17 protein-coding genes are annotated in these 15,775 nt (G+C 67.2%); 4 read left to right on the top strand and 13 right to left on the bottom strand.

The window, feature by feature from the left end; translation table 11 throughout:
* Positions 1 to 31 precede the first annotated feature (31 nt).
* From D0Y85_RS01485 to birA, 3 genes are read right to left on the bottom strand one after another with little or no spacing between them, the layout of a single operon-like run.
* Positions 32 to 865 carry an SPOR domain-containing protein gene (locus tag D0Y85_RS01485; RefSeq protein ID WP_117309297.1) on the bottom strand — a complete coding sequence of 278 codons (834 nt, stop codon included), beginning with the start codon at positions 863 to 865 and terminating at the stop codon, positions 32 to 34.
* A gap of 9 nt (positions 866 to 874) precedes the next feature.
* The gene (locus tag D0Y85_RS01480) at positions 875 to 1,606 is read right to left on the bottom strand and encodes a type III pantothenate kinase (RefSeq protein WP_117309296.1); all 732 of its coding nucleotides are present in this window, start codon (positions 1,604 to 1,606) and stop codon (positions 875 to 877) included.
* Positions 1,603 to 2,568, bottom strand: a complete 966-nt coding sequence (gene birA, locus D0Y85_RS01475; RefSeq protein WP_093820899.1) for a bifunctional biotin--[acetyl-CoA-carboxylase] ligase/biotin operon repressor BirA — start codon at positions 2,566 to 2,568, stop codon at positions 1,603 to 1,605. The genes D0Y85_RS01480 and birA overlap by 4 nt, the downstream gene beginning before the upstream one ends.
* A 143-nt stretch (positions 2,569 to 2,711) precedes the next feature.
* Here birA and D0Y85_RS01470 point away from each other — a divergent pair, with 143 nt between their 5' ends.
* Positions 2,712 to 2,987 (top strand): hypothetical protein, encoded by a 276-nt coding sequence (locus tag D0Y85_RS01470; protein ID WP_025878320.1) that lies wholly within the window; start codon positions 2,712 to 2,714, stop codon positions 2,985 to 2,987.
* Complete coding sequence (locus D0Y85_RS01465; protein ID WP_162887601.1) at positions 2,954 to 3,742, top strand: M90 family metallopeptidase; 789 nt, start codon at positions 2,954 to 2,956, stop codon at positions 3,740 to 3,742. The genes D0Y85_RS01470 and D0Y85_RS01465 overlap by 34 nt, the downstream gene beginning before the upstream one ends.
* 73 nt (positions 3,743 to 3,815) lie before the next feature.
* Here the strand turns inward: D0Y85_RS01465 and D0Y85_RS01460 are convergent, their stop codons facing one another.
* From D0Y85_RS01460 to D0Y85_RS01435, 6 genes are all read right to left on the bottom strand, one after another.
* Positions 3,816 to 5,240, bottom strand: coding sequence for a sensor histidine kinase (locus tag D0Y85_RS01460; RefSeq protein WP_032978238.1), 1,425 nt, complete (start codon positions 5,238 to 5,240; stop codon positions 3,816 to 3,818).
* 22 nt (positions 5,241 to 5,262) lie between these two features.
* Positions 5,263 to 5,946, bottom strand: coding sequence for a response regulator transcription factor (locus tag D0Y85_RS01455; RefSeq protein ID WP_004136763.1), 684 nt, complete (start codon positions 5,944 to 5,946; stop codon positions 5,263 to 5,265).
* 72 nt (positions 5,947 to 6,018) lie between these two features.
* Positions 6,019 to 6,387: a hypothetical protein gene (locus D0Y85_RS01450; RefSeq protein WP_025878314.1), complete on the bottom strand. Its 369-nt coding sequence runs from the start codon at positions 6,385 to 6,387 to the stop codon at positions 6,019 to 6,021.
* A 222-nt stretch (positions 6,388 to 6,609) separates the two neighbouring features.
* Complete coding sequence (dusA, locus tag D0Y85_RS01445; RefSeq protein ID WP_117309294.1) at positions 6,610 to 7,641, bottom strand: tRNA dihydrouridine(20/20a) synthase DusA; 1,032 nt, start codon at positions 7,639 to 7,641, stop codon at positions 6,610 to 6,612.
* Positions 7,642 to 7,737: 96 nt separating this feature from the next.
* Positions 7,738 to 8,193: a hypothetical protein gene (locus D0Y85_RS01440; RefSeq protein ID WP_117309293.1), complete on the bottom strand. Its 456-nt coding sequence runs from the start codon at positions 8,191 to 8,193 to the stop codon at positions 7,738 to 7,740.
* A 99-nt stretch (positions 8,194 to 8,292) separates the two neighbouring features.
* Positions 8,293 to 9,747: a SulP family inorganic anion transporter gene (locus D0Y85_RS01435; RefSeq protein ID WP_117309292.1), complete on the bottom strand. Its 1,455-nt coding sequence runs from the start codon at positions 9,745 to 9,747 to the stop codon at positions 8,293 to 8,295.
* 211 nt (positions 9,748 to 9,958) lie between these two features.
* Here D0Y85_RS01435 and D0Y85_RS01430 point away from each other — a divergent pair, with 211 nt between their 5' ends.
* Positions 9,959 to 10,939: a cation transporter gene (locus D0Y85_RS01430; protein WP_117309291.1), complete on the top strand. Its 981-nt coding sequence runs from the start codon at positions 9,959 to 9,961 to the stop codon at positions 10,937 to 10,939.
* Positions 10,940 to 11,050: 111 nt separating this feature from the next.
* Entirely contained in the window at positions 11,051 to 11,476 is a 426-nt protein-coding gene (locus tag D0Y85_RS01425; RefSeq protein ID WP_005411948.1) for an organic hydroperoxide resistance protein, read from the top strand.
* 267 nt (positions 11,477 to 11,743) lie between these two features.
* Here the strand turns inward: D0Y85_RS01425 and mmsB are convergent, their stop codons facing one another.
* From mmsB to D0Y85_RS01405, 4 genes are read right to left on the bottom strand one after another with little or no spacing between them, the layout of a single operon-like run.
* The gene (gene mmsB / locus D0Y85_RS01420) at positions 11,744 to 12,634 is read right to left on the bottom strand and encodes a 3-hydroxyisobutyrate dehydrogenase (protein ID WP_117309290.1); all 891 of its coding nucleotides are present in this window, start codon (positions 12,632 to 12,634) and stop codon (positions 11,744 to 11,746) included.
* Positions 12,631 to 13,806 (bottom strand): enoyl-CoA hydratase/isomerase family protein, encoded by a 1,176-nt coding sequence (locus D0Y85_RS01415; RefSeq protein ID WP_117309289.1) that lies wholly within the window; start codon positions 13,804 to 13,806, stop codon positions 12,631 to 12,633. The genes mmsB and D0Y85_RS01415 overlap by 4 nt, the downstream gene beginning before the upstream one ends.
* The gene (locus D0Y85_RS01410) at positions 13,803 to 14,600 is read right to left on the bottom strand and encodes an enoyl-CoA hydratase (RefSeq protein ID WP_117309288.1); all 798 of its coding nucleotides are present in this window, start codon (positions 14,598 to 14,600) and stop codon (positions 13,803 to 13,805) included. Before D0Y85_RS01410 ends, D0Y85_RS01415 begins: the two co-directional genes overlap by 4 nt.
* The gene (locus D0Y85_RS01405; RefSeq protein ID WP_117309287.1) at positions 14,597 to 15,763 is read right to left on the bottom strand and encodes an acyl-CoA dehydrogenase family protein; all 1,167 of its coding nucleotides are present in this window, start codon (positions 15,761 to 15,763) and stop codon (positions 14,597 to 14,599) included. The genes D0Y85_RS01410 and D0Y85_RS01405 overlap by 4 nt, the downstream gene beginning before the upstream one ends.
* Between the last annotated feature and the right edge of the window lie 12 nt (positions 15,764 to 15,775).

Here is a 15,775-nt window from a genome sequence, read left to right as displayed (position 1 = left end):
ACGCCGACGGCAGCGCCGTGGTTTGGGAATTCTAGCGCAGTCGCGTGCATTCCAGCGACCGTTGCTGCGCGGCGCCACTGCGCTGCTGTGCCTGGGCCGGTTCGCTGCCGGTGGCCAGCTGCCCTTCCAGCCACCATTGGCCGGCATCACCACTGGCCACCAGGCGCGGCTGGAAGCCGGCGGCCTGCACCGCGGCCATGCGCCGTTCGGCGCCCTCGCGGTTGCGGTACTGGCCCAGCGCAATGGCGTTGGTCTCGTCGCCCTGGCTGATGATGTAGTAGTCGCTCAAGCCGGCGGCGACGATGCGCTTGACCGTGGCCTGCGCGTCATCGCGGCTGGCGGCAGCGGGCAGCAGCACGCGGTAACGGGCACTGCCGCTGGCGGCGGGCTGCTCGCGCAGGCGCACCTGGCTCAGCAGGTTGCCCGCACGGCCCTGTGCGGCGGTGGCAGCGGCGCGGTCGGCGAACGGGCCCAGCGCCAGGCAACGCGGCGGTAAGGCCGGGGCTGCGGGTTTCTCGGCCACCGGTTCGGGCGCTGGCTTGGCGACGGCGGCCAGCGGCTCAGGCGCCTTCACTGGTTCGGCGGGCTTGCTGGGTGCCGGAGGCAACGCCGCTGCCGGCGCAGGTGCAGCGGTCACTGCGGTAGCCGGCGCCGCCTCACGCTCCACCAGTGCTTCAGTGGGTGCCGCTGCCGAGGCCTGCGCGGCCACGGCCGCATCGGTGCCACCGGGCAACCAGCGCAGCTCGGCCACGCCGGTCGGGGGCGGTGGCAACGGCGCGCGCGCGGGTTCATCGCGCAGCAGCCACCAGGTGGCAACACCAAGATTGAGGATCGCCAGCACGACGATCAGGGCACGGGTCAGCATGCGCCGATACTAGCCTGCGGGCTGGTGCACCGCCCAGCGGGCGAGGCCATCCAGCACCAGCGAGGGGTGGTAGTCGGCGCCGTCCAGCAGCGGCATCAGCGCGGGTGCACCACCGCCATGCACCAGCAGCGACGGCATGACGCCCAACAGCGCCTGTGCCTGGCGGGCGCTGCGTTCAACCAGCGCCACGGCGGCACCATCGCAGCCGGAGGCCAGCGCATCGGCGGTGTCGTTGGCGAATTCGCTGTAGTCACCGCCGCTGGCCGGCAGCTGCACCGCGCGCGCGTGCAGCGCCTCGCGCATGGTGGTCGGCGAGGCGGAAATGCGTCCACCGTGATGCTGGCCGTTGGCATCCAGCAGGTCGATGGTCAGCGCGGTGCCGACACCGACCACCAGTACCGGCCGCTGTGCCTTGGCGGCAGCCAGCAGCGCCAGGAAGCGGTCGACACCGAATTTTTCCGGCTTGGCGTAGGCAATGCGTACACCCGCACACTGGGCGCTGGTACGCACCACATGCACGTGCTCGAAGCGGCGCTGCAGCTGATCGAGCATCGCGCTGGTCAGCGACGGCGCGGCGACGCTGGCCACGAACGCGGTGCCGCCACTGGGCAGGCTGTGCGGCGGTTGCCCGGCCATGCCTTCGGCGCCATGCGCCCAGGCCTGCACATCACCGGCACGGTCATCCTGCAACGGCGCGAACTTGAAGCGCGAATTGCCCAGATCGAACAACCAGTCGCTCATGCTTTTCTCACACTGACTTCGCCGGCATGCAGCAGGCGCTCGCGGCCATCGATACGCACGCGCAGCGCGCCATCGTCAGCCAGGCCGAGCGCGGTACCGTGCTGCCATTCGCCATCCAGCTGCACGCGCACTTCGCGCCCGGCCAGCATGTCGAACGCTGCGTAACGCGGCAGGAACGGCGCCAGCCCCTCCCGGTCGAATTCCTCCAGCGCCGGCAGCAGGCGTGCCAGCACCGCGGCCACCACCGTGTTGCGATCCACCGATGCGCCGGCCAGTGTGTCCAGGTCCACCCACGGCTGGGTGATCTGCTCGGCGAAGGCCGGCGGCATGTGCACGTTGATGCCGATGCCGATCACTGCACGCGCCGGGCCGGCGTATTCGCCACCACCCTCGGCGAGCAGGCCCACCAGCTTGCGGCCATCGACCAGCACATCGTTCGGCCACTTCAGCTGCGCCTGCGTATAGCCCAGGTCGTGCAGGGCTTCGGCCACGGCGACGCCGGCAACCAGGCTCAACCCTGCCAAGCGGCCCAGGCCACCCTCGAACAGGCGCAGCACCGACAGATACACATGCGCGGCCAGCGGCGACGCCCAGGTGCGCCCGCGACGGCCACGGCCACCAGTCTGGCGCTCGGCCAACAGGACGCTTACACCGCGCTGGGGCGCGCTGCAGCGCAGCAATTCGGCGTTGGTGGAGTCCACCGTCCAGGCCACCTGCAGGTCGTGCAGCAGTGCTGCGGCCTCCTTGGGCAGGCCGGCGCGGATGGCCCCGGCGTCCAGCAGGTCGACCGGCCGGGTCAGGCCGTAACCCTCGCCTGCGCGCCCTTCAACCTCGACGCCGGCGGCCCTAAGCCCTTGAATTCGCTTCCAAATGGCGGCCCGGGTCTGGCCCAGCTCACGGGCCAGGGCGTCGCCGGACAGGCGACCGGCAGCGAGTTTGGCCAGCAATTGGCGATCGTCCACGGCAGCTTCCACAAGGTCAGGACGGAATTATGCGGGAAACCCGCCAGCGGCGCCCGCCGGCCCCGGTTCCGGCGGGCTTCCAATCTGGCGCCGGGTTCGGGCTAGAATCGGGAACTCACCTTCCCTTAACGTGGATGTCGTCAATGCGCCGTTATGCCCATTGCCTGATCCTGCTGACGATGCCCTTCGCGGCATCTGCCACAGCAGCGCTTGATGACAGCCGTGGCGCCTGCGTCTACTCGGCCAGCGATGCAGCCTCGCAGCGCACACCGACCAACGCGCCGACAGCGACGGCCGCCAAGCCGGCACCGGTACGTCCGGCCGCCGCGACCAGCAGCGGCGGTGGCGGCGACGACGATGTACTGCAGCGCATCCGGGCGCCGAAGTGGCACAGCTACCTTCCGGGTATGTTCCGCTGATCAAGTCGTTGCTGCAGTGGTTGCGGCCCGCGCCGCGACCGATCGAAGACGCACACTGGAACGATGCCTGCCACCGCGCAGCGTGGTTGCGCGGCCTGGACGACGAACGGCATGCACGCCTGCGCGCGCTGACCACGCGCTTCCTGCATGAGAAGACCATTTCCCCGATCGGTTACCTGCAGCTGCAGCCGGCCGATGGCGTGCTGCTGGCTGCACTGTGCTGCCTGCCGCTGCTGGAGTTCGGCGAGGTGGGGCTGGAAGGCTGGTCGCAGCTGATCGTCTACCCCGATGCGTTCCGCGTGCATCGCAGCCATATGGACGCTGCCGGCGTACTGCACGAGTGGGATGACGAGCTGATCGGCGAGTCGTGGGACAGCGGTCCGTTGATTCTTTCGTGGGCCGATGTGCAGGCCGACCTGGCGGCACCGCATGAGGGTTACTGCGTGGCCGTGCATGAAATGGTGCACAAGCTGGATGCGCTCGACGGTGCGATGGACGGCACGCCGCCGTTGCCGCGTGCGTGGCAACGCGAGTGGGCTGCTGACTTCCAGAGATCGTACGACGCGTTCTGTGCGCAGGTGGATGCCGGCGTGGAAACACTGATCGATCCGTATGCGGCCGAGGCGCCGGAAGAGTTCTTCGCGGTGGCCAGCGAGTACCACTTCTCTGCGCCGGACCTGCTGGCCGAAGCGTTGCCGGAGGTGGCTGCGCATCTGCGGCGGTTCTATGGTGAGCCGCCGGCAATGGTCGGGTGATTCATCCGTCCGCCGGGCATGGCCCGGCGCTACCCGAGGGTCCACGTCGACCGGATCGGGTTGCAACGGATCGTTACGGCCCCGGCGGCAGCCGCACTTCGAACCGGGCGCCGCCCAGTTCGCTGGAACGGGACACCTGCAGCTCGCCGCGGTAATCCTTGATCAGGTCCTGCACGATCGACAGGCCGATGCCGTGGCCCTGTACGCGCTCATCGCCGCGCACGCCACGCTGCAGCACCTTGCCGATGTCCTCCGGAGCAATACCCGGGCCATCGTCATCCACTGCCAGCAGCAGGCCGGCGCGACGCGCATTCGGCGCCGGCAACGGTTGCGCGGTCAGCAGCACGCGGCGCTTGGCCCACTTGAACGCGTTCTCCAGCAGGTTGCCCAGCAGTTCCTGCAGGTCACCCGGTTCGCCGTGGAAGCGCGCGGCCGGGTCGATGTCGAATTCGCACAGCACGCCCTTGGACGCGTAGACCTTCTCCAGGCCGCGCACGATTTCCTCGGCGTTGGATTCGATCGGCAGCGGTGCCGAGAACAGCTTGTGCCCCGACGAGGCCGCGCGTGCCAGCTGGTAGGACACCAGGTTGTTCATGCGCTGCAGCTGCACGTCCAGCTCTTCGCGCAGGGCGCCATCGCCGGCGCCGCTGTCCATCTGCGTACGCAGCACCGCAATCGGCGTCTTCAGGCTGTGCGCCAGGTCGGCCAGGGTATTGCGCTGGCGTTCGAGGTTCTCACGCTCGCCCTCGATGAAGGCATTGATGCTGTCGGTCAACGGCTCCAGCTCTCGCGGGTGGCGCTCGCTCATGCGCTCGGTCTCGCCGCGCTGGACCTTGGTCAGTTCGGTGATCACCCGCCGCAACGGGCGCAGGCTCCACTGCAGGATGACCGTCTGCAGCAGCAGCAGGATCAGGCCGATGCCGCCCAGGTAGAACCAGACCCGGCTGCGGAACACGCGCAGCTGCGCACCCAGCGCGCGCGAGTCTTCCATTACGTAGATGGTGTACGGGAATTCGGTGGCCGGGTCGGCGTCGGCATCCCACACCAGGCCCAGACCATAGCGATACACCGAGCCTTGGCTGCCGTCGATCTGGATCATCGGCAGCGGGCCCTCGAAGACTTCCTGGCGCGGGGCCAGCAGGCCACCGCCGACGGTGGGCAGCATCGGGCCTTCGGCGGACATCGAATTGCCCTTGCCGTCGGGCATGACGACCTGCAGGTACAGGCCGCTGCCGGGCACGTCGAAACGCGGATCCGGCGGCTGCTCGCGGATGTACAGCGAGCGGTCGCGGGTGAAGTCGATGCCGGCCGCATAGGCGGTGGCATAGTTCTTCAGGCGCTCGCGCAGGTTCGCCTTCGCCGTATCGGCGAAGGCGGCATCAAGCGCGTAACCGGCCAAGGCCAGGAACGCGACCAGGCCCACGGACGCGGCGAACATCTGGCGCGCCTGCAGAGAGCGCGGCCGCCAGCGTCGGAAGAACCACAGACGGCCGGACATCGTTTATCGCCTGCTGAAGGCCTCAGCCCTCGTTGCGCGGAATCGCGAAGCGGTAGCCACGACCGCGTACGGTCTCGATCGGCTTCAGTTCGCCATCCGGGTCCAGCTTCTTGCGCAGGCGGCCGATGAACACTTCCAGCACGTTCGAGTCACGATCGAAGTCCTGCTGGTAGATGTGCTCGGTGAGGTCGGCCTTGGAGACCAGTTCACCGGCATGCATCATCAGGTACTCCAGCACCTTGTACTCGTAGCTGGTGAGGTCGACATTGCTGCCGGCCACGCTGACGGTCTGCGCTGCCAGATCCAGGGCCACCGGGCCGCATTCCAGGGTCGGCTTGCTCCAGCCGGCGGCGCGGCGCAGCAGCGCGTTGACGCGGGCCAGCAACTCTTCCACATGGAACGGCTTGACCAGGTAATCGTCGGCGCCCTGCTTCAGGCCCTCGACCTTGTCCTGCCAGCTCGAACGCGCGGTCAGGATCAGCACCGGGAACTTCTTGCCTTCGTCGCGCAGGGCCTTGATCAGCTCCATGCCCGACATCTTGGGCAAGCCGAGGTCGATGATGCCGACGTCGAACGGCACTTCGCGGCCCATGTACAGGCCTTCTTCGCCGTCCTGCGCTGCATCGACGGCAAAACCTTCGCGCTTGAGCCGGGCTGCCAGGGTCTCACGCAGCGGGGCTTCGTCTTCGACCAGAAGGATACGCATGAACTCTCCCTAGTGTGCTGGGTGCGGCCCGGAGGCCTGTGGGTACGGGTTGATAGCGACAACTATCCCTGTTCAGGGGTTATCGCCGCGTAGTGATGACATATCCGACCGCGGCGTGCGCGGTTGTGAACGTGCAGGGGCGGGGTCGTCCATGTAGCGGACCCGACCGCGGTCGTCCATGTATTTGACCCGGTTGATGTCACGACCATCGAACGGCACACGCTCGGCACCCAGGATGTGGCCACCGGTGGTGCGCTGCACGCGGCGCACGGCATCGGACAGCGACCGCTCGTTGCTGGCGCCACGGCCTCCGCGCTCCATCATTTCTGCGCGCCCCTGTTCCCGCTGCGGGTCCTGCGCCAGCGCTGAAGACAGCGGGGCAGCCGCCAGGACCACGCAGGTGGCCAGGGCAATACAGCGGTGGAAGGGAGCGGAAGACATCGATGCGATCCTAGCCGAGCACGGCGATTCGTTCAAAAGTCGTAAATCCGGGCACCGGAATGGAACCCGGCGTTTTACAGATCTTTACAAATCTTTTGCAAATTCTTGGTTTCGGGCAGTGAATCCGGTCTGAACTTTTCCAGATGTTCCAGGCCGTTGTTCAGCTAAGTGAACATTCGGGACCAAACCACCGCCCTTGTCAAGTCAGGAATGTGACTGACGTCACGCGGCGGCGCGATCGGCTTCGCGTTCGGTGACGGACAGCGCCTGCTCGACCAGCCTCCAATCGGCACCGGGGCGATGGGCGCCCTCGCTCAGCACCTGGCGGAATGCGCGGCCACCGGGCTGTCCGTGGAACAGGCCGAGGATGTGGCGGGTGATGTGCTTGAGGGCCAGGCCCTCGCCCAAGCGGGCTTCGATGTACGGGCGCAGGGCGCGCAGCAGCTCGCCGCGCGGACGCAGCGGCGCGCCGGTCTGCAGCGCTTCCAGCTGATGCAGCAGGTAAGGGTCGTGGTAGGCCGCGCGGCCCAGCATCACGCCATCGACGTGCGCGGCCTGCGCCTGCACCGCCTCGATGCTGGCCAGGCCACCATTGAGCACCACCGGCAGTGCCGGGCGCTCCTGCTTCAGCCGGTAGGCCCAGTCGTACTTCAACGGCGGAACCTCGCGGTTCTCCTTCGGCGACAGGCCCTTCAGCCAGGCGTTACGGGCGTGCACCACCACCATCGCGGCGCCGGCCTTGACCTGGCGGTCGACGAAACTGGCGAATACCTCGTAGTTGTCGTCCTCGTCCACGCCCAGGCGGCATTTCACCGTTACCGGGATGTCCACCGCCTCGACCATGGCCGACACGCATTCGGCCACCAGCACCGGCTCGCGCATCAGGCAGGCACCGAAACGCCCGGCCTGCACGCGGTCGGACGGGCAGCCGCAGTTGAGGTTGACCTCGTCGTAGCCCCAGTCGGCGGCGATGCGCGCGGCCTGCGCCAGCAGGGCCGGATCGCTGCCACCGAGCTGCAGTGCCAGCGGCTGTTCGCTGGCATCGAAACCGAGCAGGCGCTGGCGATCGCCATGGATGACCGCATTGGCGTGCACCATTTCGGTGTACAGCCGCGCACCCGGCGCCAGCAGGCGGTGGAACACCCGGCAATGGCGGTCCGTCCAGTCCATCATGGGGGCGACGGACAGGCGCAGGGAATCAGCGTAACGGGCGGTGGCGGACGTCATCGGGCGGTTGATCGTGGAGACTGGCATTGCCAGTGAGATCAATAGTTTACACCGCTCGGCTGAATGCGCCCGCGCTGGCCCGGATAGGACTGCCTCCTCTCCGTGCCAACTGACTACCTACCTTCAAAGCTCCTGCGGGCGTTCGGGTTCAACCACCGGGGCATGCATCTCATAGTCTGTCTGCTTCCAGCCACCGCCGCCGCTCCCCGACACCCACTGAAAAGTCCAAGTCTCGATGAAGCCGCCAGGCAATTGGTTGGTAATGGTGATTCTCTCGCCGGGCGCACCCGACGCAGGCAGCGGGACGGGAGGCATCGCGGCCGCTCGAGCCAGGGCGCCGTTTCCGACCCGGCGCTGGCGCACGGTCAGGGTTCCCGGCTCCATCACCCGACGGTCGGCGTCGGGCAGGCCGTCCAGCCAACGGATGATCGCCGCAGCTTCGTGTGTGCCCGCCGGATGATGTGACACGCGCTCGACGAACGCCGCCGAAGGCCCAGCACCGGCAACTTCCGGCATTGCGGCCAAGCCGAGGGCCAGCAGAAGTACGAGGAGAAGAGATTCTTTGTTGCATGCTGCCACTGTTCGTTCCTTGATGGTATGCGCCAATGCACACGGCCAGCATCTGCGGGTCAAGGACATCGCTCCATCAGGAAAGTTGCAGTTCTACACGCGGCAGCCTCAATGCCCCCCGCCCTTGCCACCCACCTGCTCGATCAACGTCTGGCTGGCCGCATTGAGGCCCACCACCGTCACCTCGGCGCCGTGCGCGGCCAGCTTTTCCTGCGCCCGCTCCAGCGCGGCCACGGCGGTCAGGTCCCACAGATGGGCGTCGCGTAGATCAATCTGCACCTTCGCTGCTACGTGCTGGTAATCAAATGCCGCACCCAGCTGCCCGGCGGAGGCGAAGAATACCTGGCCGCGCACGCGGTAGACCTGCGCATCGCCCGTATCTTCCCGCTGCACATCCAGCATGCGCCCTACCTTGCGCGCAAAGAACAGCGCCGACAGCAGCACGCCACTGAGCACGCCCTTGGCCAGGTCGTGGGTGGCCACGGTAACCACCACGGTCAACAGCATCACCGCCGACGAGCTGCGTGGATGCGTGCGCAGGTCGCGCAGCGAGCGCCAACTGAAGGTACCGATGCTGACCATGATCATCACCGCCACCAGCGCCGCCATCGGAATCTGCCGCACCAGATCGCTGCCGTACACCACCAGCACCAGCAGCAGCACGCCGGCCACCAGGCAGGACAGGCGGCCTCGCCCACCGGAGGTCACGTTGATCACCGACTGGCCGATCATCGCGCAGCCGGCCATGCCACCGAGGAAGCCGGTGACCGTGTTGGCCAGGCCCTGGCCGACGCACTCGCGGTTGCGCTCACTGGGCGTCTCGGTGATGTCCTCGACGATCTGCAGGGTCATCATCGATTCGAGCAGGCCGACCACCGCCAGCGTGGCTGACACCGGCAGCAGGATGCGCAGCGTTTCCCAGGTGAAGGGCACCTCAGGGATGAAAAAGTGCGGCAGGCTGTCGGGCAGCTGGCCCATGTCGCCCACGCTGCGCACATCGATGCCGAAGCCGATGACCACGGCGGTGAGCACGATGATCGCCACCAGCGGCGAAGGCACTGCGCGGGTGATGCGCGGCAACAGGTAGATGATCGCCAACGCGGCAGCGCACAGCACGTACACGGTGGGGCCGCGGCCGATCAGCTCGGGCATCTGCGCCAGGAAGATCAGGATCGCCAACGCGTTGACGAAGCCGGTGATGACCGAGCGCGAGACGAAGCGCATCAGCGAGCCCAGCTTGAACACGCCGGCCAGCACCTGCAGCAGGCCGGCCAGGATGCTGGCGGCAAACAGGTACTGCAGGCCGTGGTCCTTGACCAGGTCGACCATCACCAGCGCCATCGCGCCGGTGGCGGCAGAGATCATGCCAGGGCGGCCGCCTGCAATCGCAGTGATGACGGCAATGGAGAATGCAGCGTACAGGCCGACCTTGGGGTCGACGCCGGCGATCAGCGAGAACGCGATGGCTTCGGGAATCAGCGCCAGGGCGACGACGGTGCCGGACAGCAGATCACCACGGAGGTTGCCGAGCCATTGCTGGCGCAGGGGGTAAGACGTTTGCATGGGAAAACTCCGCGCACACGCGGGCGAGGCCACGTGGCGCTGCAGTGGAAAGACGCGGGTTCCTGCGCCGGTTGGGCCGGCTGCCGAGAGGCGGCAAGGGTCAGGGTGGCGTGATCACTGCAGTGCGTCGTCGGGGGAGCGTGGAAGGGCCGCAGTCTACGGGAACATCCGCCGCCGGGGTAGCGAAGGCGCCTTCTGGAAGCAGCGGAGCATGGCTGCGCTCTACAATCGCGGCATGACCACTGACCGACCGCACTTCTTCAACCCGGCAACCGAGCAGGGTGTGCTGCGGCTGTCCATTGCCGCTTCGCTGCTGCTGGCGGCTGCCGCAGTGGTGTTTGGCCTGCTGGCCAATTCATCGCTGATCATCTTCGATGGCATCTACGGCCTGATCGACGTGGTGATGACGTGGCTGTCGCTGCTGGTTGCACGGTTGATCGCACTGTCCACCCAGACCGATGCGTTGCAGTCACGCCTCAACCAACGCTTCACCATGGGCTTCTGGCACCTGGAACCGATCGTGCTGGGAGTGAGCGGTACGCTGATGATCGGCGCAGCGCTGTATGCCCTGGTCAATGCAGTCGATGCACTGATGTCAGGTGGGCGGCAGATCGCACTTGGCCCTGCGATCATCTTTGCGGCACTGTCGATCGTGGCCGAAAGCGCGCTGGCCTGGTTCGTGCTGCGTGCCAACCGGCGCATCGGCTCGGAGTTCATCGCGCTGGATGCGAAGAACTGGGTGATCGCCGCGAGCATGTCGGCCTGCTACCTGGCGGCCTTCCTCGGCGGCGTACTGGTCCACGGCACCTCATGGGCCTGGGTGGGGCCGTACATCGATCCGGCCATCCTCGCCTTCGTCTGCGTGCTGGTGATGATCGCGCCATTGGGCACGGTGCGGCGCGCGCTGGCCGGGATCCTGCTGGTCACCCCGCCCGAGCTGCAGGCGCATGTGGATGCGGTGGCGCGGGCAATCGTTGCAAAGCATGGCTTCGTCGAACACCGCAGCTACGTGGCGCAGGTGGGCCGGGGCGAGCAGATCGAGCTGTTCTTCGTGGTGCGCGAGGACGACCCGCCGCGGCCCCTGCTGGAATGGGATCACCTGCGTGACGAGATCGGCGATGCGCTGGGCGAATCGTCGCCGGACCGCTGGCTGACCATCATGTTCACTACCGACCGGGAATGGACGATCTAGGCTGACAGGACGATCAATCAAGTTTTTCGGATTTTTTGCAACCAAACGTGTGCAGGATCCGGGCAAAGTAGGCTCCAACGTACTACCCACCCACTGACCAGGAGCATCCCGATGTCCATCGAAAAGGTTCTGTACACCGCCCAGGCCACCTCCACCGGCGGCCGTGAAGGCCGTTCCGTCTCGTCCGACAACGTGCTGGACATCCAGCTGTCGACCCCGCGCGAGCTGGGTGGCGCTGGCGGCCCCGGCACCAACCCGGAACAGCTGTTTGCTGCCGGCTATTCGGCCTGCTTCCTGGGCGCACTGAAATTCGTCGCCGGCCAGGCCAAGGTCGCGCTGCCGGCCGACACCACCGTGACCGGCAAGGTTGGCATCGGCCAGATCCCGACCGGTTTCGGCATCGAAGCCGAGCTGACCATCAACGTGCCGGGCGTGCCGCGCGAGCAGGTGGAAGAACTGGTGCAGAAGGCGCACATCGTCTGCCCGTACTCCAACGCAACCCGCGGCAACATCGACGTGACGCTGGTCGTTGCCTGATGCGGTGATGCCGGCCAGCGGCCGGCACTACCAAGCGGCTGGGCAAAAAAATGGGCGGATGCCGGTCGCAACCGGGCATCCGCCCATCCCACCTCGGGTGGGCCCCGGCACGTGGCCGGGGACGCATTCGCTTTCTGTAGTGCCGAGCATGGGCTCGGCACTACACGGTCGGCGCGCATCCATCCTTCTGGAGGAGAGCCCCCTTGTTGTTCAAGGGGGTGCGCCAACGGCGCGGGGATAACGTGGAATGCGCGGACCGGCGACCAGTTACCGGTCGCTGGTGATGAGCTGCACGACGCTGGAGAAGTCCAGCTTGCCGCGGCCGGCCTGGTGGTTCATCGAGTACAGGTTGCGGGCCACTTCGCCCAGCGGGATCGAGGCGCCGACGCTCATCGCCGCCTCCACCGCCAGGCCCATGTCCTTCAGCATCAGATCGCTGCCGAAGCCGCCGCTGTAACCGCGCGACGCCGGCGCGTTTTCCAGCACGCCCGGCCACGGGTTGCACACTTCGGTGGCCCAGCTGCGGCCGGTGCTGACCGCCATCATCTGCGACAGCACTTTCGGGTCCAGCCCGTGCGCCACGCCCAGGGCGATGGCTTCGCCGGTGACGGCCATGATCACGCCCAGCGCCATGTTGTTGCACAGCTTGGCGACCTGGCCGGCGCCACTGGCGCCCACATGGAAGATGTTCTTGCCCATCGCCTGCAGCACCGGGCGGGCGCGTTCAAGCGCGTCCTCTTCGCCACCGACGATGAAGGTCAGCGTGCCGGCCTGTGCGCCGGCAGTGCCACCGGACACCGGTGCGTCGATCATCTGCAGGCCACGTGCGGCGGCCGCTTCGGAGACCTTGCGCGCACTGGCCGGGGCAATCGTGCTGCAGTCGATGACCAGCGCACCGGCGGGAATCGCGGCAAGGATGCCGTCATCCCCCAGGTACACACTTTCAACGTGGCGGCTGGCCGGCAGCATCGAGATCACCACCTCGGCCTCGGCCAGGGTCTCGCGTGCCGATGCCGCGGCGCTGGCACCCGCGTCGACCGCCGCCTGCACCGCGGCAGGCACCAGATCGAACACACGTACGGTGTGGCCGTTCTTGACCAGATTGGCGGCCATCGGGCCACCCATGTTGCCCAAACCAATGAATGCAACGCGGCTCATGCAAGGCTCCTTTCAGCGACAGGGGTACCCAGGTCGGCCAGCGGATGTGCGGCATCGGCCCAGGGAGAAGCGAAGAACGTATCGGCCCATGCGCGGTCGGCCTCGGCCAGCGTGGCCGGGTTCCACGAGGGATTGCGGTCCTTGTCGATCAGCAGCGCGCGGATGCCTTCAGCAAAATCACCATGCGCAGCGCAATGCAGGGCGGTGATGTATTCCAGCCGGTACACGCTGGCCAGATCCTGGCCAGCGCTGCGGCGCTGCAGTTCGAAGGCCAGCCGTGCCGAACCCGGCGCACCGGCGGCAAGGGTCTTCTGTGCGGCCTGCAGCCACGCGTCATCGGTCTGCAGGGTGCTGATGCGTTCGACGATGGCGGCCAGATCATCGCCTGCGCACAGCGCATCGACCTGCGTAGCGTTGGCCAGCAGCGGGCCGGTAGCCGCATCGCTGGCAAACGACAGCAGCAGCTGTGACAGGCGCTCGTGGTTGCGTGCGGCATCGGTCGACCACGCGACCTGCAGCAGCGCGTCGAACACCGCACTGCGGCGTTCCTCGGCCACATGCACGTCAGCCAGGCCGGCATAGATCGCATCGCCCGGGTTGAGCAGCGCACCGGTCAGGGCAAGGAACAGGCCACCGTTGCCCGGCACGCGCGGCAGCAGCCAGCTGCCACCCACGTCAGGGAACAGGCCCACGGTGATTTCCGGGAAGGCCAGCTTGGAGCGCTCGCTGACAACGCGATGGCTGGCGCCGGACATCAGGCCGATGCCGCCGCCCATCACGATGCCGTGGCCCCAGCACAGGATCGGCTTGGCGTAGGTATGGATCAGGTAGTCGACGCGGTACTCGACGTCGAAGAACTCGGCGGCGTAGTCGTTCCCGCGGATATCGCTTTGGCCGGCGTCGCGGTAGGCACGCATGCTCTGGTACAGGCTGTGCAGGTCACCGCCGGCGCAGAACGCCTTCTCACCGGCGCCCTGCAGCACCACCATGGCGATGGCATCATCGTCGGCCCAGGCGTTCAACTGCTGCAACAGCAGGTGCGCCATCGGCAGCGAGAAACCATTGAGCGTGCGCGGGGCGTTCAGCGTGGCGATGCCGATGCGCGTGCCGTTACCGGCCACCCGCTCTTCGAACAGCACCGGTGCTTGCTCGGCAACGGTGTCGGTGGTCATGCGTTTTTCCACTGCGCGGCGCGCTTTTCAAGGAAGGCACTCACTCCCTCGACCTGGTCGGCGGTGTCGAACAGATCGACGAAGGCCTCGCGCTCGGCCACCAGCGCCGACGCATGGGTGCCGGTGCGCGTGGACTGCACCAACGTCTTGCAGGCGGCAATGCTGGTCGGGCTCTGCTTGCCGGCCTTCTTCGCCCATTCCAGTGCCAGCACCTTGGCTTCGCCCTTGCCGACCTTTTCCTCGGCAAGGCCAATCCGCACGGCGGTTTCGGCGTTGATGCGCTCGCCGAGCAGGATCATGCGCTTGGCCCAACCCTCGCCGACCAGGCGCGGCAGGTTCTGGGTGCCACCGGCGCACGGCAGCAGGCCGACGGTGGCCTCCGGCAGCGCAACCTGGGCATGGTCTTCGATGATGCGCAGGTCGCAGGCCAGCGCGCATTCCAGGCCGCCACCCATGGCATAGCCGTTGATCGCAGCGATCGACACGCCACGGAAACCGGACAGCGCTTCGAAGGCTTCGCCGAAACGGCGTGCTGCTTCGCGTGCGGCAGCCTTGTCGCCGGAGGCGAACTGGTTGAGGTCGGCACCGGCGGAGAAGAACTTCTCGCCGTCGCCGGTGATCACCAGCGCGTAGATGTCGCGGTCTGCATTGAGCGCGCCCACCAGGTCGCGCAGCGCCGACAGGCTGTGCACGGTCCAGGTATGCGCCGGCGGGTTGTGCAGGGTGACCACGGCGGTGTGGCCATCGGCCTCGACCTTCAGGCCCACGTGCTCCTGGGTACGCCAATCCTTCATCGCAGTTCCTCTTCGGTGTTGAGCAGGTGACGGGCAACGATCACCCGCATGATCTCGTTGGTGCCTTCCAGGATCTGGTGCACGCGGCTGTCGCGCAGCAGGCGCTCGATCGGATATTCACGGATGTAGCCGTAGCCGCCGTGGATCTGCAGGGCTTCGTTGCAGATGTTGAAGCCGGCATCGGTGGCAAAACGCTTGGCCATCGCGCACCACACGTTGGCATCGCTGGCACCGGCATCGAGCTTGCGCGCAGCGGTATGCACCATCTGCCGCGCGGCAACCAGCTGGGTGACCATGTCGGCCAGCTTGAACTGCAGCGCCTGGAATTCGGACAACGCCTTGCCGAACTGGCGGCGCTCGCCCATGTAGCGGCGTGCGGCATCCAGCGCGCCCTGCGCAGCACCCAGCGAGCACGCGGCGATGTTGATGCGGCCACCATCGAGCCCCTTCATCGCCAGCTTGAAGCCGCCGCCTTCCTCTCCCAGAAGGTGGCTGACCGGTACGCGGACGTTTTCGAAGGTGATGCCGCGGGTGGGCTGGCTGTTCCAGCCCATCTTCTCTTCCTTGCGGCCATAGCTGATGCCCGGCAGGTCGGCCGGCACCGCGATCGCGCTGACCCCGCCTGCACCGGCACCGCCGGTACGTGCCATCACCACCAGCAGCTCGGTGGCACCGGCGCCGGAAATGAAGGCCTTGGCGCCATTCAACACGTAGAAATCGCCATCGCGCACGGCGGTGGTCTTCAGCGAGGCCGCGTCCGAACCGGCGCCCGGCTCGGTCAAGCAGTACGAGGCCAGCTTGCTGCCAGAAGACAGGTCATTGCCCCACGCGTCGCGCAGCGCCGGCTGGCCCCACGTGGAGACCATCCACGAAGCCATGTTGTGGATGCTGATATAGGCCGCAGTCGACGGGTCGACGTTGGCGAGCTCCTCGATGACGACGGCGGCGTCCAGTCGGCTCAGGCCGCTGCCGCCCACTTCCGGGTCCATGTACAGACCGCAGAAGCCCAGTTCACCGGCCTTGGCGATCGCCTCGCGCGGAAAGATGCCCTCCGCATCCCATCGCGCGGCGTGCGGCGCCAGTTCGGCCTGTGCGAAGTCACGCGCCGCTTCGCGGTACGCCTGCTGCGCTTCTTCCTGTTCCGTCGTCATCGAGTGGCTCATGGCTGCTCCCTG

The sequence above is a fragment of the Stenotrophomonas sp. G4 genome (genome assembly GCF_003428825.1).
Taxonomy (GTDB): Bacteria; Pseudomonadota; Gammaproteobacteria; order Xanthomonadales; family Xanthomonadaceae; genus Stenotrophomonas; species Stenotrophomonas indicatrix.
Note: the sequence above shows the minus strand (reverse complement) of the source record. Positions and strands in the feature narration are given on the sequence as shown.

Bases quoted from the DNA above. Each gene is read 5' to 3' on its own strand.
- D0Y85_RS01485 (WP_117309297.1), bottom strand. From the start codon at position 865: ATGCTGACCCGTGCCCTGATCGTCGTGCTGGCGATCCTCAATCTTGGT.
- D0Y85_RS01480 (WP_117309296.1), bottom strand. From the start codon at position 1,606: ATGAGCGACTGGTTGTTCGATCTGGGCAATTCGCGCTTCAAGTTCGCG.
- D0Y85_RS01470 (WP_025878320.1), top strand. From the start codon at position 2,712: ATGCGCCGTTATGCCCATTGCCTGATCCTGCTGACGATGCCCTTCGCG.
- D0Y85_RS01460 (WP_032978238.1), bottom strand. From the start codon at position 5,240: ATGTCCGGCCGTCTGTGGTTCTTCCGACGCTGGCGGCCGCGCTCTCTG.
- D0Y85_RS01455 (WP_004136763.1), bottom strand. From the start codon at position 5,946: ATGCGTATCCTTCTGGTCGAAGACGAAGCCCCGCTGCGTGAGACCCTG.
- D0Y85_RS01450 (WP_025878314.1), bottom strand. From the start codon at position 6,387: ATGTCTTCCGCTCCCTTCCACCGCTGTATTGCCCTGGCCACCTGCGTG.
- dusA (WP_117309294.1), bottom strand. From the start codon at position 7,641: ATGCCAGTCTCCACGATCAACCGCCCGATGACGTCCGCCACCGCCCGT.
- D0Y85_RS01435 (WP_117309292.1), bottom strand. From the start codon at position 9,747: ATGCAAACGTCTTACCCCCTGCGCCAGCAATGGCTCGGCAACCTCCGT.
- D0Y85_RS01430 (WP_117309291.1), top strand. From the start codon at position 9,959: ATGGCTGCGCTCTACAATCGCGGCATGACCACTGACCGACCGCACTTC.
- D0Y85_RS01425 (WP_005411948.1), top strand. From the start codon at position 11,051: ATGTCCATCGAAAAGGTTCTGTACACCGCCCAGGCCACCTCCACCGGC.
- mmsB (WP_117309290.1), bottom strand. From the start codon at position 12,634: ATGAGCCGCGTTGCATTCATTGGTTTGGGCAACATGGGTGGCCCGATG.
- D0Y85_RS01415 (WP_117309289.1), bottom strand. From the start codon at position 13,806: ATGACCACCGACACCGTTGCCGAGCAAGCACCGGTGCTGTTCGAAGAG.
- D0Y85_RS01410 (WP_117309288.1), bottom strand. From the start codon at position 14,600: ATGAAGGATTGGCGTACCCAGGAGCACGTGGGCCTGAAGGTCGAGGCC.
- D0Y85_RS01405 (WP_117309287.1), bottom strand. From the start codon at position 15,763: ATGAGCCACTCGATGACGACGGAACAGGAAGAAGCGCAGCAGGCGTAC.